23 protein-coding genes and 1 pseudogene are annotated in these 26,442 nt (G+C 60.7%); 17 read left to right on the top strand and 7 right to left on the bottom strand.

Features of this window, described 5'->3' with window-relative positions; genetic code table 11:
* Positions 1-426: 426 nt before the first annotated feature.
* A complete protein-coding gene (locus ACLTXB_RS10935; RefSeq protein WP_151076271.1) occupies positions 427-1,017 on the bottom strand; it encodes a metallophosphoesterase family protein in 591 nt (196 codons plus the stop codon).
* Positions 1,014-2,888: a BMP family ABC transporter substrate-binding protein gene (locus tag ACLTXB_RS10930; RefSeq protein WP_428227003.1), complete on the bottom strand. Its 1,875-nt coding sequence runs from the start codon at positions 2,886-2,888 to the stop codon at positions 1,014-1,016. Before ACLTXB_RS10930 ends, ACLTXB_RS10935 begins: the two co-directional genes overlap by 4 nt.
* A 277-nt stretch (positions 2,889-3,165) precedes the next feature.
* Here ACLTXB_RS10930 and ACLTXB_RS10925 point away from each other — a divergent pair, with 277 nt between their 5' ends.
* From ACLTXB_RS10925 to malQ, 6 genes and pseudogenes are all read left to right on the top strand, one after another.
* Positions 3,166-4,098, top strand: a complete 933-nt coding sequence (locus ACLTXB_RS10925; RefSeq protein WP_151076272.1) for a carbohydrate kinase family protein — start codon at positions 3,166-3,168, stop codon at positions 4,096-4,098.
* A gap of 13 nt (positions 4,099-4,111) precedes the next feature.
* Entirely contained in the window at positions 4,112-6,355 is a 2,244-nt protein-coding gene (locus ACLTXB_RS10920; protein ID WP_428227002.1) for an amylosucrase, read from the top strand.
* A gap of 33 nt (positions 6,356-6,388) precedes the next feature.
* Positions 6,389-6,517, top strand: a pseudogene (locus ACLTXB_RS10915) (LacI family DNA-binding transcriptional regulator); the annotation flags it as partial.
* Positions 6,491-7,378, top strand: coding sequence for a LacI family DNA-binding transcriptional regulator (locus ACLTXB_RS10910; RefSeq protein WP_428227015.1), 888 nt, complete (start codon positions 6,491-6,493; stop codon positions 7,376-7,378). The pseudogene ACLTXB_RS10915 and the gene ACLTXB_RS10910, both read left to right, overlap by 27 nt.
* A gap of 111 nt (positions 7,379-7,489) precedes the next feature.
* Positions 7,490-8,425 (top strand): alpha/beta hydrolase, encoded by a 936-nt coding sequence (locus ACLTXB_RS10905; protein ID WP_428227001.1) that lies wholly within the window; start codon positions 7,490-7,492, stop codon positions 8,423-8,425.
* A 97-nt stretch (positions 8,426-8,522) separates the two neighbouring features.
* Positions 8,523-9,965 carry a 4-alpha-glucanotransferase gene (gene malQ, locus ACLTXB_RS10900; protein WP_428227000.1) on the top strand — a complete coding sequence of 481 codons (1,443 nt, stop codon included), beginning with the start codon at positions 8,523-8,525 and terminating at the stop codon, positions 9,963-9,965.
* 28 nt (positions 9,966-9,993) lie between these two features.
* On the opposite strand, the gene ACLTXB_RS10895 is transcribed toward malQ, so the two are convergent.
* Both ACLTXB_RS10895 and ftsH read right to left on the bottom strand, forming a co-directional pair.
* Positions 9,994-10,659, bottom strand: a complete 666-nt coding sequence (locus ACLTXB_RS10895) for a helix-turn-helix domain-containing protein (RefSeq protein ID WP_428226999.1) — start codon at positions 10,657-10,659, stop codon at positions 9,994-9,996.
* Positions 10,660-10,776: 117 nt separating this feature from the next.
* A complete protein-coding gene (ftsH, locus tag ACLTXB_RS10890) occupies positions 10,777-12,960 on the bottom strand; it encodes an ATP-dependent zinc metalloprotease FtsH (protein WP_428226998.1) in 2,184 nt (727 codons plus the stop codon).
* Positions 12,961-13,212: 252 nt separating this feature from the next.
* Here ftsH and rlmB point away from each other — a divergent pair, with 252 nt between their 5' ends.
* The 3 genes from rlmB to ACLTXB_RS10875 are packed head-to-tail and all read left to right on the top strand — an operon-like array spanning position 13,213 to position 16,840.
* A complete protein-coding gene (gene rlmB, locus ACLTXB_RS10885; RefSeq protein ID WP_110442079.1) occupies positions 13,213-13,998 on the top strand; it encodes a 23S rRNA (guanosine(2251)-2'-O)-methyltransferase RlmB in 786 nt (261 codons plus the stop codon).
* A gap of 33 nt (positions 13,999-14,031) precedes the next feature.
* Positions 14,032-16,299 carry a hypothetical protein gene (locus ACLTXB_RS10880; protein WP_428226997.1) on the top strand — a complete coding sequence of 756 codons (2,268 nt, stop codon included), beginning with the start codon at positions 14,032-14,034 and terminating at the stop codon, positions 16,297-16,299.
* Positions 16,300-16,318: 19 nt separating this feature from the next.
* Positions 16,319-16,840 carry a GNAT family N-acetyltransferase gene (locus tag ACLTXB_RS10875; protein ID WP_298732296.1) on the top strand — a complete coding sequence of 174 codons (522 nt, stop codon included), beginning with the start codon at positions 16,319-16,321 and terminating at the stop codon, positions 16,838-16,840.
* Positions 16,841-16,876: 36 nt separating this feature from the next.
* On the opposite strand, the gene ACLTXB_RS10870 is transcribed toward ACLTXB_RS10875, so the two are convergent.
* Positions 16,877-17,446 (bottom strand): biotin transporter BioY, encoded by a 570-nt coding sequence (locus tag ACLTXB_RS10870; protein WP_428226996.1) that lies wholly within the window; start codon positions 17,444-17,446, stop codon positions 16,877-16,879.
* Between the two features lie 307 nt (positions 17,447-17,753).
* Between ACLTXB_RS10870 and ACLTXB_RS10865 the strand changes: the two genes are divergently transcribed.
* The 7 genes from ACLTXB_RS10865 (at position 17,754) to ACLTXB_RS10835 (ending at position 24,263) form a co-directional block, all read left to right on the top strand.
* Positions 17,754-18,968 (top strand): S-layer homology domain-containing protein, encoded by a 1,215-nt coding sequence (locus ACLTXB_RS10865; protein WP_428226995.1) that lies wholly within the window; start codon positions 17,754-17,756, stop codon positions 18,966-18,968.
* A gap of 110 nt (positions 18,969-19,078) precedes the next feature.
* On the top strand, positions 19,079-19,321 hold the full coding sequence (locus tag ACLTXB_RS10860) for a YaaL family protein (protein ID WP_110442075.1): 243 nt from the start codon (positions 19,079-19,081) through the stop codon (positions 19,319-19,321).
* Entirely contained in the window at positions 19,318-19,578 is a 261-nt protein-coding gene (locus ACLTXB_RS10855) for a pro-sigmaK processing inhibitor BofA family protein (protein WP_020989885.1), read from the top strand. The genes ACLTXB_RS10860 and ACLTXB_RS10855 overlap by 4 nt, the downstream gene beginning before the upstream one ends.
* A gap of 178 nt (positions 19,579-19,756) precedes the next feature.
* The gene (locus ACLTXB_RS10850) at positions 19,757-21,223 is read left to right on the top strand and encodes a MerR family transcriptional regulator (RefSeq protein ID WP_428226994.1); all 1,467 of its coding nucleotides are present in this window, start codon (positions 19,757-19,759) and stop codon (positions 21,221-21,223) included.
* Positions 21,224-21,346: 123 nt separating this feature from the next.
* A complete protein-coding gene (gene serC, locus ACLTXB_RS10845; protein WP_428226993.1) occupies positions 21,347-22,429 on the top strand; it encodes a 3-phosphoserine/phosphohydroxythreonine transaminase in 1,083 nt (360 codons plus the stop codon).
* Between the two features lie 84 nt (positions 22,430-22,513).
* On the top strand, positions 22,514-23,686 hold the full coding sequence (locus tag ACLTXB_RS10840; protein ID WP_235395471.1) for a phosphoglycerate dehydrogenase: 1,173 nt from the start codon (positions 22,514-22,516) through the stop codon (positions 23,684-23,686).
* Between the two features lies 1 nt (position 23,687).
* A complete protein-coding gene (locus ACLTXB_RS10835) occupies positions 23,688-24,263 on the top strand; it encodes a rhomboid family intramembrane serine protease (protein WP_428226992.1) in 576 nt (191 codons plus the stop codon).
* 38 nt (positions 24,264-24,301) lie between these two features.
* Here the strand turns inward: ACLTXB_RS10835 and ACLTXB_RS10830 are convergent, their stop codons facing one another.
* Both ACLTXB_RS10830 and ACLTXB_RS10825 read right to left on the bottom strand, forming a co-directional pair.
* Positions 24,302-25,033: an NAD-dependent protein deacylase gene (locus ACLTXB_RS10830; RefSeq protein ID WP_235395469.1), complete on the bottom strand. Its 732-nt coding sequence runs from the start codon at positions 25,031-25,033 to the stop codon at positions 24,302-24,304.
* Between the two features lie 14 nt (positions 25,034-25,047).
* A complete protein-coding gene (locus ACLTXB_RS10825; RefSeq protein ID WP_428226991.1) occupies positions 25,048-25,944 on the bottom strand; it encodes a hypothetical protein in 897 nt (298 codons plus the stop codon).
* Positions 25,945-26,075: 131 nt separating this feature from the next.
* Here ACLTXB_RS10825 and ACLTXB_RS10820 point away from each other — a divergent pair.
* On the top strand, positions 26,076-26,442 hold a 367-nt coding region (locus ACLTXB_RS10820), incomplete at its 3' end, for a Tex-like N-terminal domain-containing protein (RefSeq protein ID WP_428226990.1).

Below are 26,442 nucleotides of genomic sequence, written 5' to 3'. Positions count from 1 at the left end.
TTCCCAGGCACATCGCTGCACCGGATCCGCGCTCCCAGTTCCGCGTACTGCGGTTTTGACGAAGTTAGTGTAGCATCTTTCCATATCGGCTGAAAATGGAAGCAAGTTTTTCGAATATGTCCAAAAGCGATTTTAATATTATTTCTGTATATATCAAAATACATTTTGTCATTCTTTGTGCGGATTTCACAACTTTCGTATGGTTGCACAGTTTTAAGCGTCAGTTTTTGCCGTTTTGAACAAGGCAACACGCCTAAAAAAACAAATGTGCGTCCGGTTCTTCCTGTCATTTTGTCGGGTTCTAAGGATGCGCTCCTCCATAAACTTGTTAATATGTTGTTTTTCCATATCTTTCATGTTCTTGAAAAGGCCGCGGCAGAGCTCTGCGCATATACGTGCAGTGCTCTGCCGCGGCCAAATGGATCCTTATAATTCCAAAATATACCGCTCGTAGCCGTTTACTACCCGGGTCTGCCCATAGCGGCTCTCCCGGGGGATATTTCGTCCGTAATTGAGGTGGGTGTGTCCGTGGAGAAACAGGGCAGGCTGATACTTGTCCAGCAGCTTGTTGAAGGTCTCAAAGCCCGTGTGGCACAGATCGTGGCAGTCCACCATCCCCTTTCCCGGCGCATGAGTCAGCAGGATGTCAAAGCCCCGCTTGCGCATGATCCGTGGCAGCAGCCGCCACACCCGCCGGGTCATCTCCTTCTCGGTATACTGGTTGACCCCATTGTTGTAGCGCATAGAGCCTCCCAGGCCCAAAATGCGCAGTCCATTGTATTCATAGAGGTCTCCATCGATGCAGATGCAGCCCAGAGGCGGCTCCTGCTCATAGCGGTCGTCGTGGTTGCCCCGGACATAGAGCACGGGACAGTGTGCAAAGGTGGCCAGAAAAGAGAGGTAGCTGGCCTTCACATCCCCGCAGGAAAGGATCAGGTCAATTCCCTCCAGCTTGTCCGGGGTGTAGTAGTCCCAGAGATACCGGGACTCGCAGTCGGATACTACCAGAATCTTCATGGGTCAACGCTTCCCTCCAGGCCTTGGATTCCCTGGAGCTTCACCAGCTCCTGGGCTTTGGGGGTCAGCTCATCAAAGGCAGGGATGCGTCCTTCCACATAGGCGGACAGCCAGTTCATGGACAGGATCTGATCGGCAGGCAGAGGCGCGTCATCCCCATAGATCACCCGGCCCTGCTGGTCCATCAGCACGCCGTAGAAGGGGTCCAGCCGGTCCTCCCGGATGGCGTCCCGGAGCACGCTTGCCAGTCGGCGGGTGCCGATGGGCAGACGGCGGGAGCACAGCACACCTACGATGCCCTGGGTCATGCCCCACCAGTAGCTGATGGCGCTGCTGCCCCGCTCCTCCTGCTTCCAGCTTCCTTCCACCACCCGGCGCACCAGACTGCGGTACAGCCGTCCCCAGTGGCACTGGATCAGCGCCAGGTTGTGCATACCGTGCATGTCATTGCCGGTATTGGCGGCCAGACGGTCCAGATGGTCGATATACACGATCCCCTTTTCGTGCAGACGCTCCACGCCTCCGCCTTCCTTCAGGTTGGCCCACTCCAGATAGACCCGGGCGTTGGCGTTGACCATCCGCGCTCCCTGGGCAAAGGCGTTGATGCCGGCGATGCTGCCGTAGGTGGGGTAGTCAGCCACATATCCGATGCGCCCGTCCTGGACCAGGGTACCGGCAATGGCTCCCTTGATAAATTTGGCGTCATACAGCCGGGGATAGTAGGTGCGCACCGAGGGGTAGGCGGTGTTCAACGAACAGTTGAGGATCTTCACGTCCGGATGAAGCACCGCCGCCTTCACACTGGGCAGCAGCAGCTTGGGGGTGGTGGTGAAGATCATATCCGCACCCTTTTTCACCGCATCCTCGATGGCCTCATCGGCCTGCTCGTCGGTGAGCACATTCTCATAGGAGAGGGTGCGCACCTGGTCGCCCATGGTGTTGTCCAGCAGGTAGCGGCCATACTCATGGTTATAGACCCACTTGGAGGTAGCCGCCGAGCCGCCGTGGATAAAGGCGGCGCAGATCTTTCCCGTGGTGGAGAAGGAGAACAGAGGTTTCTTTACCGCGTCCTCCAGCACCAGAGTCGCTCCTGCATTCTCCAGCCGGTTGAGGATCTCAGGGCGAATCTTCACCAGCTCTTTTCCGATCTCCGAGGAGAGCTTGTTGCGGGACTGCTGATAGCCGAAGATCTTCAAATAGACCAGCAGCGCCACCGAAATATACCGCCGGTCGGCGTTATCCCGGTAGCAGGCATCCCGGAACATATAGTAGAAGGAGCGGAAGGCATAGATTTCCTCCGCACTCCACGCCTCCCGGTTGGTGCGGCCCAGAGCCTGGAGCAGCTCCCGGTACTCTCCCGGCCGCTTGAAGACCACAAAATTCAACCCGGTCATCTGGTAGAAATCCAGAAACTCGTAGTAGGCCACCACCTCCGGGTCGTCCGAGGGCTTGGGCAGAAGCCGGGTGACTACACCAGGGATGGAGATGGCGCCGAAGTATTTCAGCACGCTCACCCGCTTGTGGCCCTCCACCACGTAAAAGTGGTTGAGGTACTCCACCGCCTTGATGGGGTCCCGGATGCCCTCCTCCAGGTGAGCCTTGCATAGGTTAGACCACTTGTGGGCAAACTCACTCTCCTCCTGGAGCACGGGGTAAAAGCCCCGGGAGAAGGCATTTTTCCGCAGATCGTTGCAGGTGCCGTCAATCAGTTCGCTGGGGATCTCCACCACACCCAGAGATTCCCGCCGCACCGCCAGGGTATCCGAATTTTCAGGCAGGACCCGCAGACCCGGTTCTTCTCCCCGGGCAATGGCCTCCTTCTCCTCCTTCAGACCCTGGCGCATCGCTTTATGATACTCTTCCAAAGGCATAAGCTGTCTCCTCTCAAACCCAAAAATCGGGCCGCCCGGACAGGCAAACCAACATTCCTATCAACAAGGTATCATGGGGGGAAGAAAATTTCAATTGTTTTCTTGTTTGAAAAATATTAACAAACCATACCCATTGTCTGATCAACCAAATTTTTGAATATATTTTTGTTGAAACGGCGAAGGGTGGTCCCCATTGCACCCCGGAGCCGTTTGTGCTATATTACCTTTGTAATCGATTTCAACTTTTTTCAATTCTATCAAGAAGGAGCGGACCGCTATGACGGATCTCACCACCATTGGAGAAGTGCTCATCGACCTGACCCAGACCGGGACAAACCAACAGGGAGTGCCCCTCTTCGCCGCCAACCCGGGAGGAGCGCCCGCCAACGTAGCCGTGGCCGCCGCCCGTCTGGGCGCCCGCACCGCCTTTTTAGGAAAGATCGGACGGGACGGATTCGGCGACTATCTGAAAAGCGTGCTGCAGGAAAACCAGGTGGACGTGGCCGGCCTGCGCACCGACGAGGGAGCCACCACCCTGGCAGTGGTCACCGTCTCCCCCTCCGGGGAGCGCTCCTTCCGCTTTATGCGGGGCGCCGACTGCAACCTGTCCCCCGACGAGGTGGACGTGCGCCAGCTGGAGGGGAGCAAGGTGCTCCATTTCGGCTCGGTCAGTCTGACTGCCGGGCTGTCCCGTTCGGCCACCATCTTTGCCGCCCGCCACGCCCATCAGAAGGGCGTGCTGGTGAGCTATGACCCCAACTACCGCGCCTCCCTGTGGAAGACCCAGGAGGAGGCCCAGCAGTGGATGCGTATTCCCCTGCCCCTGGTGGATCTCATCAAGCTCTCCGACGAGGAAGTGGCTCTGATGACCGACACCAACGACCCCGAGGAGGGCAGCCGCCGTCTGGAGGCGGATGGCGTGCGCCTGGTGCTCATCACTTTGGGAGATAAGGGCTCCTTCTACCGCTGGCAGGGCAAGACCGGTCTGGTGCCCGGAGTCCCCACCAAGGTGGCCGACACCAACGGCGCCGGCGACACCTTCCTGGGGGCGGTACTCAGCCGCCTGGTCGCCCGGGGCGACAAGCCCCTGGAGGGCCTGACCACCCAGGAGTTGGAGGAGATCCTGGCCTTTGCCAACCGCGCTGCCTCGGTGACCTGCTCCCGCAGCGGAGCCATCCCCGCCATGCCCACCCTGGCGGAAATTCAGTAAGGAGGCCCTTGATATGAACGGGTTTAAGAATTGGAGCGTCATCCCCGCCCGCACCTGGCGCATCCGCCAGGCCGACGAGGGGGACGGCTGGCTGAAGATCCCCGCCATCCCCATCCCGGTGGGTGAGCTCACCCCCGCAGAAGACCAGAAAGAGGCCATCCAGCCCGCTCCTGCCAAGGCGCCGGAAGCTCCTGCGGAGGAGCCTGCAACGGTTCTTCTCAAGGCCGAAGAGGTCATCGAAGCGGTCGAGGCGCCCAAGGCTGAGGAGACCATCGAAGAGGCCGAGGAAACCAAGGCCGAAGAGCCTGCCGAAGAGGCCAAGGAACCCGAGGCGGAAGAGACTGTCGAAGAGACCGGGGAACCCGAGGTGGAAGAGACTGCCGAAGAGGCCGAGCAGCCCGCTCCCGTCCATCCCGACCCCGACGCCTTCCAGCGCCGTCTGGACAGCCGCTATGACGAGCTCAAGTGGCTCTATTGCGAGCTCTACCACGGTGATATGGCCGCCTTTGACTACTTTGTCCAGATGCTCCGTCGCTGCTGGGCCCAGCGCAAGGATGCCCTGCGTCTGCAGGACCAGCGCCGGGAAAACGATCCCGACTGGTACCGCCGCCGGGATCTGCTGGGCATGATGCTCTACACCAACGCCTTTGCCGGCACCCTGAAGGGTGTGGAAGAGAAGCTGCCCTACATTCAGGAGTGCGGCGTCAACTATCTGCACCTGATGCCCCTGCTGGAGAGCCCCAAGGGCCGCAGCGACGGCGGCTACGCCGTGTCCAACTTCCGCCGGGTCCAGCCCGAGCTGGGCACCATGGAGGATCTGGAGTCTCTGGCCGACGCCTGCCGGGAGAAGGACATCAGCCTGTGCCTGGACTTTGTGATGAACCACACCAGTGAGGACCACGAGTGGGCCCGCAAGGCCCGTGCCGGAGAGCCGGGCTACCGGGAGCGCTACTTCTTCTATGATAACTGGGATATTCCCCGCGAATTTGAGAAGACGGTCCCCCAGGTGTTCCCCACCACTGCCCCCGGCAGCTTTACCTGGCTGGATGACTGCAAGCAGGTGGTCATGACCAACTTCTATCCCTACCAGTGGGACCTGAACTACGCCAACCCCGTGGTCTTTAATGACATGACCGAGAACCTACTCTACCTCACCAACCGTGGCATTGATGTGATCCGTCTGGACGCGGTCCCCTACATCTGGAAGCAGCTGGGCACCACCTGCCGCAACCTCCCCCAGGTCCACACCTTGGTGCGCATGATGCGCATGGTGTGTGAGATCGTCTGCCCCAGCGTGCTGCTGCTGGGCGAGGTAGTCATGGAGCCTGCCAAGGTCGTCCCCTACTTCGGCTCCCCGGAAAAGCCTGAGTGCCACATGCTCTATAATGTGACCACCATGGCCACCACCTGGCACACGCTGGCCACCGGGGACGTGTCCCTGCTGCGCCACCAGATGGATACCGTGTGCGCCCTGCCCCGGGACTTTTTGTTCCTGAACTACCTGCGCTGCCACGACGACATCGGCTGGGGTCTGGACTACCCCTGGCTCAAGGAGCACTTCGGCACCGATGAGGTGACCCACAAGAAGTATCTCAACGATTGGTTCACCGGCAAGTGGCCGGGCAGCGGCAGCCGGGGCGAGCTCTATAACGATGACCCCCACCTGGGCGACGCCCGTCTGTGCGGCACCACCGCCTCCCTGTGCGGGGTGGAGGCCGCCGACTATGAAAAGAATCCCTTCAAGCTGGAGCGTGCCATCGCCTGCGACCTGATGCTCCACGCCTGGATGCTCACCCAGAGCGGCATTCCTGTTCTGTACAGCGGTGACGAGGTGGGACAGCTCAACGACTACTCCTACCACCACGACGGCGAGAAGTGGGACGACAGCCGCTACATCCACCGGGGCAATTTCCAGTGGGATCTGGCCCACATGCGCCGCGACGAGACCACCCGCCAGGGCAAGCAGTTCATGGGCCTGCGTCGTCTGGAGCAGATCCGCGCCGACGAGCCCACCTTTGACGCCCGGGCCGACGTGTGGACCTTCGACACCGGCTGCCCCCATGTGCTGGGCGTAGGCCGCTGGTACCAGGGCCGCAAGCTCATCGCCATGTTCAACTTCAGCGACCAGTTCGTCACCGCCTCCTCCTGGGAGAAGGGGCCCTACCGGGAGCTGGTATACGGCGGCAACTTTGACGACCTGGGCCGGGTGGAGCTGTTCCCCTACGGCTTTGTCTGGATGCTTCACACCGAGGGCTGACCCTATCCGTCCCCGGAGCAAAGGAGGCTCCCCCATATGACTATGAAGGAGATCGCACAGCTGGCCGGCGTATCCAGTGCCGCCGTCAGCCGCTACTTCAACGGCGGCTCCCTCAGCCAGCCCAAGCGTGAGGCCATCCAGGCCGCCATTGACCGCACCGGCTACCGCCCTGACGCGGCAGCCCAGTCCCTGCGCACCAAATCCACCGACTACATCGGCTTCATCGTCCCCAAAATCAGCTCCGACGCCGTCAGCCGGGTCACTGCGGGTGTTACCCAGGTCCTGTCTGAGCAGGGCTACCTGTGTCTGCTGGCCAACACGGACGACGATCCCCAGCAGGAGCTGACCTACCTGGACCTGTTTCAAAGCCGCTGCGTGGCGGGCATCCTGCTCATGGCCACCATTCTTACCCCCCGGCACCAGGAGATGCTGCGCCAGTGCTCCGTGCCGGTGGTGGTGGTGGGCCAGCGCTCCCAAAACGTGCCCTGTGTCTACCACGACGACTTCAACGCCGCCCGGGAGCTGATGGACTGTCTCATCCAGCGGGGACGCCGGAAGCTGGTATACATCGGCGTCACTGAACTGGACGTGGCGGTGGGCCTCAACCGCCGCCAGGGCGTGCGCGCCGCCCTCACCCAGGCCGGGCTCAGCCCCGACATCCCCACCCGTCTGAGTCCCTTCACCGTGGAGGGAGGCCGGGCGGCCATGGAGCAGCTGCTGGCCGAGCACCCCGACGTGGACGGGGTGATGTGCGCCACCGACCTCATTGCCCTGGGCGCTATGGAGGCCCTGCGGGCGGCGGGCAAGCGCCTTCCAGAGGACGCGAGCGTGGCAGGCATCGACGACAGCTGGGCCGGAATCCACATCTCCCCCAAGCTCACCACCGCCCACTTCTACTATGAGGACTGCGGTGCCGAGGCCGCCCGTCTTCTGCTGTCCATGGCGGACCAGAAACGCCGGGACGACGCGCCGGTGCGCCAAACCATGCTGGGCTACACGGTGGTCCGGCGGGAATCGGTCTAAATCATTGTTTCGCCGCCAGAGGAAAAATATCCTCTGGCGGCGTTGTTTTTTCTTGAAGCAGCGCCCCAATTGCGCTATGCTGTACCTGAATCCAAAAAGGAGGGATCTTCCATGGGACGACTGATCCGCCGCATGATCCAAAGGAAATGGGACGGGAACACCCAGCGGGACGCCATCCGTCTGGACTCCCAGACGCCCCCTCAGGGGGTGGAGGTGTGGGAGGGCCTGCCCTATGAAGAGGACGGCCATCCCATGCACACCCTGAACCTGTATCGCCCGGCAGGCGTGTACGGTCCACTGCCTACCGTGGTGGACATCCACGGCGGCGGCTGGATGTACGGTGACCGGCAGCTCAACCGCAATTACTGCATGTACCTGGCCTCCCGGGGCTACGCCGTCATGGGTATGAGCTACCGCCTGGTCCCCGAGGTGACGGTGGCGGGACAGGTGCAGGACGTGTTTGCTAGCCTCCACTGGCTGGCCGAACATAGCACAGAGTATGGCTTTGATCTAAGCCGGGTGCTGCTCACCGGGGATTCCGCCGGGGGACATCTCACCGGGCTCACCGCCTGCGTCCAGCTCAGCCCCGACCTTCAGAAGCTCTATCAGGTCGATCCCCTCCCCTTCTCTTTCTCCGCCCTGGCCATCGCCCACGGGGTGTGCGACGTGTACCGCTTCCGCCTGTTCACCCCCCTGCTGGACCGGGCTCTCACCCGGGAGTATCTCCACCTGATGCTGGGCCGTCCCTGGCGGCGCTCTCCCCTGCGAAGGCACGTCAGCTTCGAGGACACCGCTCCCGGTCTGCCTTTGCCTCCCATTCTGGTCATCGCCAGCCAGCCCGACCGCTACTACGCCCAGAGCCAGCGTCTCATGCGCTACCTGGACAACTCCCCCTTCCCCCACCAAGTGATCCACTGGTCCCGACAGCAGAGCGCCAGGGCCACCCACGTCTTTGAAGTGGGCTGGTGGGACTGGCCGGAAAGCCGGGACACCAACGACCGTACCCTGGCCTTTTTTGGCCAGGTGTGCCGGGGGGATTTTTCTTGAATTTTCCAGAGTTTCTGGTATACTGAAACATAGATTTTTTTGGCGGAACCCCCTGCCGGGTTCCGCCCATTCAACCCTGAAAGGAGACCCTGATTCCATGTACGACGCGCGCTTCAGCGGCATTCTTCTGGCCGTCTCCTCCCTGCCGGGCCCTTACGGCATCGGCTCTCTGGGGGCGTCCGCCCGCCGCTTTGTGGACTTTCTGTCTGAGTCGGGCCAGAGCTATTGGCAGATCCTGCCTCTGGTCCCCCTGGGCCACGGAAATTCCCCCTACATGTCTACCTCCGCCTTTGCGGGCAACCCCCTGCTCATCGACTTGGACGAGCTGGCCGCCCAGGGCCTGCTTACCACCGAGGAGCTGGAATCTGCCCGGTGTGAAAATCCGGACCGGGTGGACTACGAACACCTCAACGCCACCCGCATCCCCCTGCTGCGCAAGGCTTTTGAGCGCTACGCCCAGCTCCCCGCCGCCCAGCAGCAGGAAGAGCCCGACCTGCCCTGGCTGGCCGATTACGCACGCTTTGCCGCCCTCCACGACCAGTATGATACCAGCTGGGAGGAGTGGCCCGAGGACGCCCAGCCCGACCCCGACGGGGTGGCCTTCCACATCTTTCTCCAGGACACCTTCTACCGCCAGTGGTTCCATTTAAAGGAGTACGCCAACCAGAAGCACATCCGCATCATGGGCGACATCCCCTTCTATCTCTCCGCCGACAGCGTGGAACGCTGGTCCCACCCGGAGCTGTTCCAGCTGGATAAGGACGGCCATCTGGCCAATGTGGCCGGCGTGCCCCCGGACGCCTTCACCGCCGACGGCCAGTTCTGGGGCAACCCCCTGTATGACTGGAAGGGCAATAAAAAGGAGGTCTTCCACTTCTGGCGGGAGCGCATCACCTGGTGTGCCCGGCTCTACGACGCCATCCGCATCGACCACTTCCGCGCCTTCCACACCTATTGGTCCATCCCCGCCGACGCGGAGACCGCCAAGGAGGGCCACTGGGAGCCCGGCCCGGGCATGGAGCTGCTGAAAACTCTCCAGCGCACCGCTCCGGAGCTGGAGCTCATCGCCGAGGACCTGGGCGACCTGGATGCCGACGCGCTGAAATTTGTGCGCACCTGCGGCATCCCCGGCATGAAGGTGCTGGTCTTTGCCTTTGACCACCTGGGGGAGAGTGCCTATCTGCCCCACAACTGTGAAAAATTCTCCGTGGTGTACACCGGCACCCACGACACCCCCACCTTTATGGAGTTCCTGACCCAGGGCAACCCCGACCAGGCCCGCTTTGCCCGGCAGTACCTGCGCCTGCGGGAGGACGAGGGACTTGGCTGGGGCCTCATTGCCGGAGCCTGGGCCTCGGGCAGCTATCTGGCCATGGCTCCCCTCCAGGATGTGCTCAGCCTGGGGGCTGACGCCCGGATGAACACCCCCGGCACCTCCGGCGACCACAACTGGTCCTGGCGGGTACGTATGGACGCCTTCAACCCCTATGTCTCCGGTAAGCTGCGTGAAATTACCCGCACCTACCGCCGGTGCCTGTAAGCTATCAAAACGCGCTCTGAGATTCCTCTCAGAGCGCGTTTTCTTGTTTCAGGCCCAACATGTGCCGCCACGACAGCCAGCTCCGGTGGAAGAGCAGCCCCAGCGGCAGAAACAGCCACGGGGCTTGCTGCATCCGCCAGGCAGCCAAACTGGCCCAGGGCAGCGGTATATGCAGGCTCACACAATAGGTGGTCCATATCGCCAGAACCGCCAGTCCAATCCCCATCCACAGCGGCTGGGGGCGAGTGGGCACAGGGTTCAAAATTTTTCCCAGCCACATCCCGGACAGCAGTGCTAGAAGGGAGCATCCATACAATCCCATCCAGAGATAGCCGCTGCCCACAGGCACAAACCAGGCCGAGCCAATGAGTTCCGGCCGGCCCATCCAGCTGTGTACCAGGGTCATCACGCCCCGGGGCAGCGCCCCGACTCCTCCGCTCACCGCCGCCCATACGATAAGCCGGCGCGTGGTGCTCTGGGGCGCAGTCTGCTCCGGTCCGTAGAGCACCTGGAGCAGATCCACCCCCAGGCAATCGGCAATGGCCTGGAGGGTCTCCACGTCAGGCCGGGTTTTTCCCAGCTCCCACAGGGAGACGGTCTGCCGGGTCACATATAGCCGCTGGGCCAGCTCCTCCTGGGTCAGCCCGGCACGCTTGCGCAGGCTGCGGATGTGCTTCGCGATGGATAAACGCATAACCACTCCCCCTTTCTGCCTTGATCATACCAAATATGCCCCCATTTTGTCACGCAAGGATCCCTTGCAGAGAAAAAGCCGGAAAGCGAAGTTCGCTTCCCGGCTAAAACCGTGTTGTTATTCCTTTGTCTCCTCAGAGTCGGAGTCGTTTCCCTCCTCCGGCTGGGCCGGGGACTGCGGTTTGTCGGAGTCGTCAGAGGCTTGATCCTCCGGCTTGGCGTCGCTGCCCTCGTCCTCCTGGGGAGGCAGAGGGGGCTTGATCTCCTCGCTGACCATGTGGATATTCTTGGCGGGAGGCTCAATATCCCCGGGCAAAGGCTTTGCCTTGGCGTGGGTGGATGCGTAGGCGTCCTCCACCAGGGCGGGGTCGCGGCCCTCGATGATGGCCACCATCTCGCCGCCGGTGATGGTCTCCTTCTGCAGCAGGTACTCCACCACCTTGTGCATATCCTCCAGGTTCTCCTTGAGCAGCTCCACCGCCGCCTTGTAGCACTGGTCCAGAATGATCTTGACCTCTTTATCCATGATGGCGGCAGTCTCCTGGGCACAGTCCAGACCGTAGCCGCCGTCAAGATACTGGTTGCGGACGGAACCCAGAGCCATCATGCCGAACTCGTCGCTCATACCGAACATGGCGACCATGTTCCGGGCGATGTTGGTGGCCTCTTGGATATCCTGAGAGGCACCGTTGGTCATGGTGTGCATCACCACTTCCTCGGCGGCACGGCCGCCCATGGAGACGGTAATCTTGGCCATGAGCTCTTCCTTGGTGCGCAGGTTGGTCTTGTCCTCCTCGGGCATCAGCAGGGTGTAGCCCAGAGAGCCCTCGGTGTGGGGGACGATGGTGATCTTCTGCACCGGCTCGGCGTTCTTCTGCTTGTAAGCCACCATGGCGTGGCCCACCTCGTGATAGGCCACCAGCTTCTTTTCAAACTCGGTGAGCACGGAATTCTTCTTCTCGCTGCCGGCGATGACAAACTCGAAGGAGGCCAGCAGGTCCTCCTGGGTCACCAGGCGGCGGCCATGGCGCACCGCCCGCAGGGCGGCCTCGTTGACCAGGTTGGCCAGATCCGCGCCCACGCATCCGGCGGTAGCCAGAGCGATCTTCTTCAGATCCACGTCCTCAGACAGCTTGATCTTCCGGGTGTGCACCTGGAGTGTGGCCAGACGGCCGGCCAGGTTGGGCCGGTCAATGGTGATGCGCCGGTCGAAGCGGCCGGGACGCAGCAGAGCCTTATCCAGCACCTCGGGCCGGTTAGTGGCGCCCAGAACGATGATACCCTTGCTGGGGTCAAAGCCGTCCAGCTCAGCCAGCAGTTGGTTGAGGGTCTGCTCCCGCTCGTCGTTGCCGCCCATGCGGTTGTCGCGGGACTTACCGATGGTGTCGATCTCATCGATGAAGATGATACAGGGGGCCATCTTGGCGGCCTCTTTGAACAGGTCACGGACACGGCTGGCGCCCACGCCCACGAACATCTCCACAAAGTCAGAACCGCTGATGGAGAAGAAGGGCACGCCCGCCTCACCGGCCACTGCCTTGGCCAGCAGGGTCTTACCGGTACCCGGAGGGCCTACCAGCAGAGCGCCCTTGGGCAGCTTGGCGCCGATCTCGGTGTACTTCTGGGGATTGTGGAGGATGTCGATGATCTCCTGGAGAGACTCCTTGGCCTCATCCTGACCGGCCACATCCCGGAAGGTGACGCCGGTCTTTTTCTCCACATAGACCTTGGCATTGGACTTGCCTACGCCGCCGATGCCGCCGATGCCGCCCATTCCGCCCTTTCCGCCCACGCCGCGGAACAGGAAGAGCATCAGGCCCACCATCACCACCAGAGGCAGGATGTAGGACAGGAACAGGCTGAGCAGATAGGCCGAGCTGTCCACCGGCTCAGTGTAGGATACGTCTGTGTGCTCCTCCAGCAGAGCAGAGAGCTCGCTGTCTTCCACTCCGGCCAGAGGCACAGTAATATACTTCACATCCTCCGGCTTCTGGGTAGAGGGAATGAGGGAGTTCATCCAGCTTTCACTCTGGCTGCTCTCCTCCTTGGGCAGTTCCACCGTCACCCCTTCCCGCAGGGTAAAGGTGTACTGGCTGGTCTCCACGTTGACCTCTTTGATCTTGTCCTCTACCAACCACTCCTTGAAGGTGGTGTAGGGCACCTGAACCGTGTCCGCATTTTCATAGGCAGACTGGCAGCTGCGCAGCAAAATGGTAAAAAACAGTGCCCAGAGGACAATACTGACCAGACCGATCACATTGCGTTTGTTGTTTCGGTTGTTATTGTTTTTTTCTGGCTTCAAATGAGAATACCTCCGTCGCTTGTTGGCACAAAAAAATGGGGAACCAGAGCCTTTCGGCCCGGTTCATCTCAGATTCGCAGTGATTACTATACCACACTCTTCCTTTAAAAACAAGAAAGAGTGCTGTAAACTTTCTGTGAAACCCGGTATTCCAGGCACAATTTTTCCCTTCCCTCGGGGTGGGAAATATGGTATAGTATATTCTGTATCGCATTTTGATTTTTTACCGCTCATTTTGGAGGTTTTCAATCCATGAATAAACGTCCCCCCCTGCGCCGCTCCGCCCCCATCGAGGCGGAAAGCGACGGCGTGATCGAAGGCCGCAACGCAGTCATCGAGGCATTACGCGCCGGCGTGACCATCGACAAAATTTTCATCGCCAAGGGCGAAACCGACGCCACCCTGGGGCATATCGCCTCCACCGCCCGGGAAAAGGGCATCGTGGTGGTGGACGCCGACCGGCGCAAGCTGGACGGCATGAGCCGTACCCACTCCCACCAGGGCGTCATCGCCCTGTGCGCGGTGCGGGAGTATGTCACCGTGGACGACATTCTCGCCATCGCCCGGGAGAAGGGGGAAAAGCCCCTGATCGTGGTGTGCGACGAGCTCAGCGATCCCCACAACCTGGGTGCGGTCATCCGTACCGCCGACGCCGCCGGTGCCCACGGGGTCATCATCCCCAAGCGCCGCTCCGCGGGACTCACCGCCGTGGTGGCCAAGACCTCTGCCGGTGCGGTGGCCCATGTGCCCGTAGCCCGGGTGCCCAACCTGGTGGCCGCTCTGAAGGAGCTGCAGCAGGCGGGCGTGTGGGTCTTCGGCACTGCCGCCGAGGGGACTACCTCCCTCTATCAGGCCGACCTGAAGGGCCCGGCCGCCATCGTCATCGGCAGCGAGGGAGACGGCATGGGCCGTCTGGTCACGGAGAACTGTGACTTCACCGTCTCCATCCCCATGTTCGGCAAAATCAACTCCCTCAACGCCTCGGCCGCCGCCGCCGTGCTTCTTTATGAGGCCGTCCGGCAGCGCGTAGGCGGATAATTATTCTCACGAACCACCACCAAGGAGCCGCTTATGCGCCAGCGTGACAAAGAAAAATCCAATAAGACCACTCCGGAGAATACGAAGCATCCCACCCAGGAGCCTGGGGAAGAGATCTATTCTCTGGAAGATATCCTGGCTGAGTATGGCACCCGGCGCAGCACGGTACGCACCGCTGTCCCCGTAAACTCTCCCCTGGACCAGCCGGAGGGCAAGGTACTGGCCTTCCCCCGGCGGCCTGTCCCCACGCCTCAGGAGGAACCGGAGGATTCGGACGCCCCGGAGGAGCCGGAGACCGCTTCTTCGCCGGACCAGACTGAACAGGAGCCGGAATCCTCTTCCCCCCAGCAGGAGGAGGAAGAGCAGGAGGCATCCCAGGAGGAGGAAGAGGAAGACGCCGGAGAAGATGATTCCGGCGTGGTGGAATTCCCCCCGGAGGAGAGCCTGCTGTCCTCTCTGCTCAAGCGTCTGGGCCGCAAGGCCGACCGGTATGCCGACCAGATGTTTCAGGAGTCGGAGGAGATGGACGAGGAGGAGATCCGCCGTCTGGAGGAGCTGATCCCCGGCACCGACCAGGAGGACGAGCCTCCCCAGCCTCAGACCCCCAGTCTGCTCTATCGCCTGCTCCACCGCCCCCGGCGGGAGGAGCCCATGCCCGAGGACATTGCCCCCCAGCAGCTGGCCCGTACATATGGAAAGGGACTCAAGGGCCTGCGCCTGCGCTCCCTGGCCATCTTCCTGCTGGCTGCGGTGGCTATATTCCAGCTATTGGTGCCTGCCCTCAACTTTGTATGGCTGCCCCCGCTGGACAACTATCAGATCCAGGTCTGGATCGCCTGCGGCCTGTTGGGCGCGGGCTTTCTCCTGTCCGCCGATGTACTGTTTACCGGACTGGCCCGGGCCTTCCACGGCAAAGTGGGCATGGATACCCTGTGCGCCCTGTCGGTGATCTTCACTCTGGCTGACGGATTGGTGCTGGCCATGGTACAAAACCGGGAGGGCCAGCTGCCCTACACCGCCGCAGTTCTGGTGGGTCTGTTCTTTTTGACCCACGGGACCTATCACCAAAAATGCGGACTCCGTCTGGCCTGCCGCACGGCTGCCGCGGCGGCGGAGCCCTATCTCCTTACCCTGGACGAGGGCAAGTGGAACGGCCGGGACACCTACTGCAAGTGGTCCGGCGTGCCTAACGGCTTTGGCAGCCAGATCCAGACCGACGACGGAGCCCAGCGGATCTACCGCCGCTACTGCCCCATCCTGCTGCTGGCCTGCCTGCTGTTCTCCATTTTGTCCTCGGTGGCGGCCAACCGGCCTGAGTACCTTCTGTGGTGCCTGTCGGCCACCTTTACTTCCGCCGCTGCTTTTGGCAGCGCCTTGGTCTACGGCCGCCCCTTCCACAAGGTGACCCGCCGTCTCTCCCAGACCGGCGCCGCCCTGGCCGGATGGCCCGGCCTGCTCCAGACCCGAAAGGGGGACCGGGTACTGATCTATGACGGCGACCTGTTTCCTCCGGGCTATGTGGAGTTCAACGGCATCAAGGTCTTTGGCGACTACTCCATCGAACGGGTGCTCAGCTATACTGCCACCCTGATCCGGGACTCGGGCAGCGGCCTGACTAAGCTCTTTCATGATCTGCTGCGGGCCCAAGGCGGCCTGTTCCGCCAGGCCGACCACCTGTGTTGCTACGAGGGTGGCGGCCTGTCCGCCAACATCCGCGGCTATCAGGTGCTGGTGGGCTCGGCCTCCTTTATGAATCTGATGGAGGTCCCCCTTCCCCCCGGCTTGAACGTGAAAAACGCCGTGTTCTGTGCCATCGACGGGGATCTGGCCGGTATTTTTGCCCTCAATTACAGCCTGCACGACGGGGTATTCCCCTCTCTGGACGCCCTGCTGCGGGAAAAAGTGGGCCCGGTACTGGCGACCCGGGACTTTAACATCATCCCCGCCATGCTCCACCAGCGCTTCAAGCTGGCATCGGACAAGATGGACTTTCCCCCCGTGGAGCGCCGCCGGGAGCTGTCCGACCCGGAACAGCCCCATAATCCCATCCTCACCGCCGTGCTGTGTCGCGAGGGTCTGGTGCCCTACGCCGACTCGGTGGTGGGCGCCCGGCGTCTGCGCCGGGCCACCCGCTTCGGCGCCATCCTTACCTGTGTTGGCTCCACAGTAGGGGTACTGCTGGCCTACTATCTGACGGCTGTGGCCGCCTTTGGCTCTCTGTCCCCTCTGAATCTGCTGATCTTCCTGCTTACCTGGCTGCTCCCGGTGTGGTTCCTTACCAGCTGGGTACCCCGGTACTGATGGAAAAGGAGGCCTTTTTATGATTCGACCCGCCAATCCCCAAGACCTGCCCGCCATCGCCGCCATCTACGAGGCGATTTTGGCGGAGGAGGACGCCCGTCCGGTCTCCTTCACCAACTGGCAGCGGGGCAAGTACCCAACCGTGGACACCGCCCGTGCCGCCCTGGAGGCCGGCACCCTCTTTACCGCCGAGGAAAACGGTGAGGTGTACGGCTGTGTCAACCTCAATGGGGAACAGCTGCCTGAGTACGCCAACATCCCCTGGCAGTACGCCGCCCAGGACAACGAGGTGGGCGTCATCCACACCCTGGTCATTCACCCCGCCTGGTCGGGCAAGGGCAAGGCCCGGGAGCTGGTGGCCTTCTGCGAAGAGCACTGCCGTCAGCAGGGCAAGCGGGTCATCCGTTTGGACACCTATGTGAACAACCAGCCCGCCAACTCCATGTATCCCCGTCTGGGCTACCGCTTTGCGGGCACCAGTCATTTCCTCTTCCAGGGCTTTTTGCCGGAGGATCTCAACTGCTACGAAGAATTGCTGTAAAAAAAACGGAGTGGACGTTACGTCCACTCCGTTTTTTCAGATTTGCAGCAGGCCCGCCTTCTCCAGCCGTCCCCGGATCATGGGGCCCATAGTCATGGCCAACGCCATCTTTACCAGATCACCCACAATGAAGGGGATCACGCACATCCACAGGGCGGCCATCACTCCAGTGTTGGTGGAGAAACAGAACCAGGCCGTACCCAGAGCGTAGCACACCGCGGTGCCCAGAACCATTCCCAGCAGTTGGAGAATCCGGCTGTGGGTGTGGTCGATGACCAAGCCAGCGATCACCGCCATAGGCAAAAAGCCGATGATGTAGCCTCCGGTGGGACCAGCCAGTTTCCCCAGTCCTCCGGCAAAGCCGGAAAACACGGGCACGCCCACCATACCAATGAGCATATAGACAATATAGCTCACCGAGGCCCGTTTCCATCCTAAAAGATAGAGGGTGAAATAGATCACCAGATTGGTAAAGGAGATGGGTACCTCTCCGATAGGGATGGACAGGGGAGCCAGTACACAGGTCACCGCCGTCATCACGGCGATCATAGACATCACATAGATCTTTCCCCGGCTGCCGGCAGCGGGCACAGGCGATTGGGTCATTACAGTTCCTTCCTCTCTTGCCATATCGTAAACCAAATTTGAGATTAGTATACATTCCGCCGTCTCGATTGTCAACCCATTTCTCTTCCGGTTTACTGCTTGCCGTGTTCCCGGTAAACAGTCTTAAATCTGGGCGCCAGCCACTTCCATCTTGCATTTTTTCTTTGATTCCGGTATAATATTTTTTCAAGATCAGGTAAAACTTTCTGATATCTTACCAGAAACCGGTCTCTTCCGGTTTCGATTTTTTCGCCGTCAATCGGCTGGATTCTATTTCATTTCGAGAGGAGCTACTATGTTGCTGCATATGAAACGCGGCCTGACTGCCGCTTTGATCCTGACATTGACCCTCACTCTGGGGGTCCCGGCCCTGGCTGCCGATCCCCTGGCGGGCGGCGGCTTTGCTCAGGTGGCCATCTCCGCGAAAAATTCCGACTCCCCCACTCTGGACCTGGACCTGGCTCTCTACCGCCGGAACAGCTCCAACGCCTTTACCAAGGTGGAGTCCATGGACTACGTCACCCCCGTCAACCGTCTGACCAAGGACATGACCTTTAACCTCACTCCCCAGGCTAAGCAGGTCACCCTGACGGTGGACTATCTCACCGACCTCAATGGAGATGGGGTGTATGAGCTGCTCAGCGGCCAGGACCGGCCAGTGGGCGACGTACTCTCCGCGGACGGCACCCTCACCAGCGCCAGCAGCGGCGTGTCCACCCAGCTGACTCAGGGCCGCACCTACTCCATCACCGGCAATGCCCTGCTCGCCCGGGGCCAGGCCGCTATCCAGGACCGCACCACCGCCGGCAGCGTCAGCTATCTGGCCGACCTGAGCTCCACTACTTCTCAGGCCGACTCCATCCTGTATATGCTTACCATCGCCTACCAGTCCCCCAGCGACAATAAAAAATATGAGCAGTGTTACTACGTGCACCTGTATGACCAGCTGCCCGCCCCCGCTGCCTCCGACTTCCGGGATATTGCTCCCAACGCCTGGTACTATGACGCGGTAGACTACGTAGTGTCCCACGGCCTGCTCACCGGCTCTACCCGCAGCACCTTCTCGCCTGATCAGCAGCTGTCCCGGGCCATGCTGGCACAGACCCTCTACAACATCTCCGGACAGCCTGACAGCACCATCAGCCACTATGACGATGTGCCCCAGACTCACTGGAGTTATAATGCGGTCTCCTGGGCTACCAGCCAGCAGCTGATGGCCGGAACCAGTCCCAAGCAGTTTGCACCTGACCGCAGCCTGACCCGCCAGGAGATGGCCCAGACTCTGTTCCTTTATGTGAAAAAGTGCGGTGTCTCCACCTCCCAGCGCGCTGACCTGAGCGGCTACGCCGATGAAGGGGATGTAGCCGACTGGGCCCGTACCGCCATGGAATGGGCAGTGGCCGAGGGCATTCTGGCCGGCCGCACGGTGGGCGGCAAAACCGTTCTGGACCCCGCAGGTTCTGTGACCCGGGCGGAATTTTCCGCCGTGCTGCAGACTCTTTGCGAGGATGTGCTGGTTTAAATTCAACTTCTTTCCGGACCTGCCTTCGGGCAGGTCCATTTTTTGTTTAGGGGTTGGAATAATTGTCCAAACTAAGCATATCCTAGCAGTGTACGAAAGGAGGGATCCCCATGGCTCAGCCGGCCCGCCCCTTTTTGTCCCGGCGCAGACAGTCCGCCGCCCTGGAGGCGGAGCGGCGGGAGCTTCTGGCCTCCCTGGCCAGCACCCGCACCCAGATCCAGCAGGCCTACGGCGGCTTCAACACGGTGTGCGACAGCGACCTGATCGAATCTTATGTCTTTGAGATCAAGGCTCTTCAGTCCCGGTACGACTACCTGCTGCGCCGGGTCAAAGAGCTGGAGTGCGCCCCATGACCGCCCCCGATGTACCCTGGCTGGCCGTCGCTCTGCTGGCCCTGTCCATCCTGGCTCTGCTCCACCGTCCCCTTGGCCGTCTTCTCCGTCTGGCTGCCCGCTCGGCGGTAGGCCTGGCGGTGCTGGCTCTGTTCAGCCAGGTGGGACAGTTCATAGGCGTCTCTCTAGGCGTCAACCTGGTCAACGCCCTCATTTTGGGCGTGCTGGGAGTACCCGGCTTCGGCCTGCTTCTGATGCTTCAGTGGGTGCTTCGTTAGTCTTTCTTCCTTTTCAGGTTTCTCATCTGGCCGTCCGCTCTGCGGGCGGTTTTTTATTGCCATCTGTTCCCGGTCTTGTTATGATAAGGGTAGAAATGTGAAAAATATCTTGACTGTAAAGGAACTTGATACCCTATACTGGCACCAGAAAGGACCATATCGGGAAAGGAGCACCTTTATGACCATCCGAGAAATTGAGGACGCCACCGGCTTGCCCCGTGCCAATGTGCGCTATTATGAGAGCTTAGGCCTCATCCACCCCGCCCGAGCCGCCAACGGCTACCGGGATTACCGGCAGGAGGATCTGGACACCCTGCTGAAAATCAAGCTCCTGCGGCAGCTGGACTGCTCCCTGGAAGATATCCAGGCTCTGGAGAAAGGGACACGCAGTCTGGACCAGGTGCTCTCTGAGGTGGGGGATGCCCTGGAGAAAAAAGCGTCGGAGACCCAGCACGCCCTGGAACTGTGCCGGCAGCTGCGGGCCGACCGCCCCAGTTGGGACAATCTCCAGCCGGAGCGCTACCTCTTCTGGAATCCCACCATCTCCGCGGAGCTCCCCCCCGTGCGGGACGCGTCGGATACGCTGGGCAACCGCTGCCCCTGGCGGCGGTATTTTGCCCGGACGCTGGACTATGCTCTCTGTCTCACTCTGTGGGAGCTGTTTTTATCTCTGGTGCTGCGGGTCAATATTTTATCCACGTCGTTCTGGCTGAATGTGGTAAATGTCGCCATGGCGCTGGGCCTGATGTGTGTACTGGAGGCGGCCTGTCTCCACTTTTTCGGCACCACCCCGGGCAAGGCTCTCTTTGGTCTCAAGCTGACCCGCTCGGACGGCAGTTACTTTGGTTTTTTGGATGCCCTGTGGCGTACCGGCCGGGTGGTGGTTTTTGGCCTGGGCCTGATGATCCCTCTGGTCTCCTTGATCACCTCGATCCTGGCCTTTCAGCGGTGCAGCCATCAGGTATCCCAGCCCTGGGCCCTGGATGACGAGGGCTGGTCCGACCCCTCCGGCGGCTGGACTCCCTTCTTTGAGCAGAAGGGCAGCGTGCTGCGGGTCGTGGGCTATGTGGGCTGCTATGTGGCCATCATTGTCCTTACCATGCTGGCCTCTTTGGTAGCGGCTACCCCCTGGCACCATGGGTCTCTTACCGCGAAGGAATTTACCAGCAACTACAACCACCTGCTGACCTACGCCAGCGCCCCCGACTCTCCGGGCGAAAAACTGGGTGCGGACGGGAAGTGGTACCAGACCGATCCCAATGCCTTTGTATTCCACACGGGCGTGGAGCCTCCCACCTTCCGTTTTACTGAAAAAGACGGCCAGCTCACCCAGGTCTCCTTCTCCATTGTCTCCGCTCAGGAAGCTTTTTTGTACGAGCCCCCCTCCTCCTACGCCGTGCGCACCGTTCACGCCCTGCTGGGGCAGCGGGAGTTGCTGCCCGGCAAGGAGCTGAGCGCCCTTGACCAGGAACTGCTGGAGACGGTGGCCGGAGAGCGCACCTGGAACATCGACGGCTGGGACATCACCTGCCAGATGGACTTTTCCGGCTACGAGGTCTATGAGCAGTACCTGTTTCCGATCGACGGCGAGACACAGAATCTGACCTACGTTTTCTCCATCCAGGCCTCCCAGACCCAAGCCTGAGCGTTGGAGGAGAGATTTCTTCCCCGCAAGGATTGACACAACTTTGCTCCTTTACTATAATAAACAGTATTCCGGCAGGCGAGCTGTCCGGAATCAGTTTGAAAATGAAAGGGGTTCTCCCAAATGAATGAGCGTGTCTACAATTTCTCCGCTGGCCCTTCCATGCTCCCGCTTTCCGCCCTGGAGCGCGCTGGGTCAGAAATCACCAACTACCGCGGCAGCGGCATGTCAGTGATGGAGATGAGTCACCGCTCAAAGGTCTTTCAGCAGATTTTTGACGAGACCCAGGAGAAGCTGCGCCGCCTGATGAATGTGCCCGACGGCTATAAGATCCTGTTTTTGCAGACCGGCGCTTCCGGCCAGTTCTCCATGATTCCTCTGAACCTGATGGGCCCCAACGGCAAGGCTGACTACGCGGTCACCGGCAACTTCGCCGGCATCGCCGCCAAGGAGGCCGCCAAGTACGGCACCGTGAATATCGCCGCTGACACCAGCGACCGCAACCACAGCTATATCCCCACCCAGGAGCAGCTCAAGCTGTCCCCCGACGCCAGCTACTTCTACTACTGTGCCAACAACACCATCTACGGCACCGAGTGGCAGTACGTCCCCGAGACGGGCAGCGTGCCTCTGGTGTGCGATATGTCCTCTGACATTCTCTCCCGCCCGGTGGACGTGTCCAAGTTCGGCATCGTCTATGCCGGTGCCCAGAAGAATATGGCCCCCGCCGGTCTGACGGTGGTCATTATCCGGGAGGATCTGGCCGGCCACGAGCTGCCCTACACCCCCTTGATGATGAACTACAAGACCATGATCGACAAGGACTCCATGTACAACACTCCCCCCTGCTGGTGCATCTACATGCTGGGCCTGACCCTGGACTGGGTGGCCGAGCAGGGCGGCGTGGAAGGAATGGAGAAGCTGCGCACCCTGCGCTCCTCCATGCTCTATGATACCCTGGACAACTCCCGCCTCTTCCACTGCCACGCGGAGAAGGGCTCCCGCTCCGGGATGAACGTCACCTTCCGCACTGGCAACGAGGAGCTGGACGCCAAGTTCGTTCAGGAGGCCGCCGCGGCGGGCTTCACCAACCTGAAGGGCCACCGCAAGACCGGCGGCATGCGCGCTTCCATCTACAATGCCATGCCCGTGGAAGGCGTAGAAGAATTGTGTGACTTTATCAAGGCGTTCGACAAGAATAACTGATTTTCCCGAGACCGCGGGCGTGGCCCGCGGTCTCACCACATAGACATACAAATTTGAATTCACTCCAGATTCGAGGTTATTATTATGTATCGTATCAAAACTCTGAACAAGATCTCCTCCGCCGGCCTGGACCAGCTGGACAAGAGCCGTTTCCAGGTGGGCAATGACGTGGAAAACGAGGACGGTATCCTGGTGCGCTCTGCTGCCATGCACGACTATGTCTTCCCCGACGCCCTGCGGGCCATCGCCCGGGCAGGTGCCGGCACCAATAACATTCCCATCGACCGCTGCTCCGAGAACGGCATCGTGGTCTTCAACACCCCCGGCGCCAATGCCAATGCGGTGAAGGAGCTGGTCATTGCCGCCCTGCTCATCGCCTCCCGTGACATTCTGGGCGGCGCCGATTGGGTGCAGGAACAGGCTCACACCCCCAATGTGGATCTGGCCGCCGCCGTGGAAAAGGGCAAGAGCGCCTTTGTGGGCCCCGAGCTCTACCGCAAAACCCTGGGCGTCATTGGCTTGGGCGCCATCGGCGCTCTGGTGTGCAACATTGCCCTGGATCTGGGCATGGACGTGTACGGCTATGACCCCTTCCTGTCGGTGGACGCCGCTCTGCGGCTGGACCGCCACGTGCATGTAGTAAAGAGCGTGGACGAGCTGTACAAGGTCTCTGACTACATCACCATCCACGTGCCCTACACCAACGACACCAAGGACTTCATCAACGCGGAGGCCATCTCCAAGATGAAGGGCCAGGTGCGGGTGCTGAATCTGGCCCGCGGCGGACTGGTGAACGACGACGACATGATCGCCGCTCTGGAGTCCGGCCGGGTCGCCAAGTATGTCACCGACTTCCCCAACGATAAGATCGCCCTGGTCCACAACGTCATTGCTCTGCCCCATCTGGGCGCTTCCACCCCTGAAAGCGAGGAGAACTGCGCCCGCATGGCCGCCGACCAGCTGAAGGACTATCTTATCAACGGCAACATCAAAAACTCCGTCAACCTGCCTAACGTCCACCAGGATTGGAGCGGCATCTCCCGGGTGTGCCTCATTCACAAGAACATCCCCGCCATGCTGACCAAGATCACCACCATTCTCTCCGACGAGGGAGTCAACGTGGAGAACCTGACCAACAAGTCCAAGAAGGACTACGCCTACACCATGGTGGACCTGAACGGCCGCATCAAAGACGCGGTGGCTGACGAGCTGCGTGCGATCCCTGGTATGATCCGGGTGCGGGTGATCAACCACTGAGATGAAGGAACTGCGGATCCAATATAACTCCCCGGTGGTGCTTACCTTCTTTCTTCTCTCCCTGGGCGCGCTGGCTCTGGGAGAGTTTACCGGAGAACGCACCACCTGGCTGCTGTTTACCGTCTATCGCTCCCCTCTCACCGACCCGCTGACCTATCTGCGCATGTTCACCCACGTGCTAGGACATGCGGACTACACTCACTTTATGAGCAATATGATGCTCTTTCTGGTGGTCGGGCCGCCCCTGGAGGAGAAGTACGGCAGCAAGCGGCTGCTGGGCTGCATCGTGCTCACCGCCTTTGTATCCGGGCTAGTGCAGTTTATCTTCTTCCCCGCCACCGCCCTGCTGGGCACCAGCGGCATCGTATTTATGATGATCGTTCTCTCTTCTCTGGCGGGCATGCGGAATGGCTCCATCCCTCTGACCCTGATTGTGGTGGTCATTTTGTATCTGGGCGGCGAGATCGTAGACGCTGTCACCGCCCAGGACAACATCTCCCAGCTGACCCACATTATAGGCGGCCTGTGCGGCGCGGCCATGGGCTTTGCCATGAGCCGTCCTCACCGCCGTCGCTGAGCATAAAAAATTGGCAGGTCGTTTGACCTGCCAATTTTTTATACCTTGATCTGGTCCAAAATCTCTCCGATGGGACCGGAGAGGACCAGGTCTGCATTTTTATCATAGGGAGTGGTGGACTTGTTGATGAGCACCAAGCGGTGGCCCTGGTAGTAGTTCACCAGTCCGGCGGCGGGATAGACCACCAGGGAGGTGCCCCCGATGATAAGCATATCCGCCTGCTGGATGTCGCTCAGCGCCCCCTGGAGCACCCGGGAGCTGAGGCTCTCCTCGTAGAGGACTACGTCGGGCTTGATGATACCGCCGCAGCTGCACCGTGGCACCCCCTGGCTGTCGGCGATGGCGGAGACCGGGTAGTCCCGGCCGCAGGCCATGCAGCGGTTTCGCAGCACGCTTCCGTGGAGCTCCCACACCCGCTTGCTTCCGGCGGCCTGGTGCAGGCCGTCAATGTTCTGGGTCACGATGCTCTTGAGCTTCCCCGCCGCTTCCAGCTGGGCCAGCTTTTTGTGGGCGGCATTGGGCTTGGCGGTGAGACAGAGCATCTTGTTGCGGTAAAAGCGGTAAAATTCCTCCGGGTCCCGGTCAAAAAAGCTGCGGCTGAGGATGGTCTCCGGGGGGTATTTATACTGCTGGTTATAAAGGCCGTCCACGCTGCGGAAATCGGGAATCCCGCTCTCGGTGGACACACCCGCACCGCCGAAAAAGACGATGTTCTTGCTCTCGTCGATCCATTTCTGCAAGGTCTCCAGCTGCTCTTGATAGTCCTTCATGGTTCCTTCCTCCTCTATATTCCGGCCAGCAGCTTCTCCCGCTCCTGCTGGAGGGACTGCTTTGTATTTTTTTGTTCCTCCAATTCCCGGCGCAGTCCGTCCACCAGAGCCTCCACTTCGCACAGGGTATTGGTTACCCCTTCCCGGGTCTGTTTTTCTCCTTCCGGCTCAAACAGATCGGAAAACAATTGCTCCAGAAAACAATCGGCAAAGGCAGAATACCCCTCCAGGTCCACAAGAGGCACATCTTTGGGGGTCAGTCCGGCCAGTTCGGTGCGCAGACGGCTCAGCGCGCTCCGGGTGTCCCGGGCATAGGCCTGGACCGTCTGCATGCTGATATACCCTCCCGGCATATCCCAGCCCCGGCCTTTGGCCTGCTCCAGCGCACCGGCCAGCTCCTTCAGCCGCGCCTGGGCTTCTTCTCCCGCCTGGAGCGCCTCCTGCTCCTCCCGGATCAGGCAGTCCGCCGTCCCCATCTCCCGGGCGATCTCCACCAACCGCGGAACCTGGCTGCTGCCGGTACAGCACAAATACTGCTCCTTTTCCTTCAAAAGAGCCTGATACCGGCTCTCCTGCTGCTCCAGTTTGGCCCGTTCCTCCTTCACGTCCCACAGGCGGTCCTCCAAGTCCCGCAGGTCCCACTCGGCTTCCTCATACCGCGCCCGGGCCTGGGCCACCTCCTGTTTGTCCCGGCGGGGCTTTCCGGTCTCGTGCTCCGCCTCCCGGCCAGAGGCCAAAAAGGCCTTCTTCTCCTCTGCCCGGTTCAACCGCTCAAAGGCCTCTGCCGCCTTTTTGCGCTGCTGGAGATGCTGCTTCCCCAGGTCGGCCAGCATGGCATCCAACTTTCCCGCCCGGTCCAGGTCCCGCCGCACCTGTCTGAGCTCTTGGTCGATCTGGCTCAGCTCCCGCATAGTTCTCCCCCTCTCCTGTTTATTATTTTTATTATACCACGTCCGCCCTGGCTGCGTCTCAATTTTTTCTGGACTTTCTTTCCCGCTTTCGCTACACTTATGAGTAATCGGATAAAAAGGAGCGCTTCTCCATGGATCAGATCATCGAAACTCTCTCCGCCGAGCTGGGCCGTCCTGCCCAGCAGGTGGAAAACGTGGTCACCCTCATTGACGAGGGGGCCACCATTCCCTTTATCGCCCGCTACCGTAAGGAGCTCCACGGCTCCATGGACGACCAGCTGCTGCGTCAGCTGGCCGAGCGGCTTCAGTACCTGCGCAATCTGGAGCAGCGCAAGGGCGAGATCAAAACCTCTATTGAAAATCAGGGCAAGCTCACCGACGAGCTCTCCGCCGCCATTGACGCCGCCAAAACCCTGGCTGAGGCGGAGGACCTGTACCGTCCCTACAAGCAGAAGCGGCGCACCCGTGCCACCATCGCCCGGGAAAAGGGGTTAGCTC

The organism is Flintibacter sp. (assembly GCF_046973065.1).
Note: the sequence above shows the minus strand (reverse complement) of the source record. Positions and strands in the feature narration are given on the sequence as shown.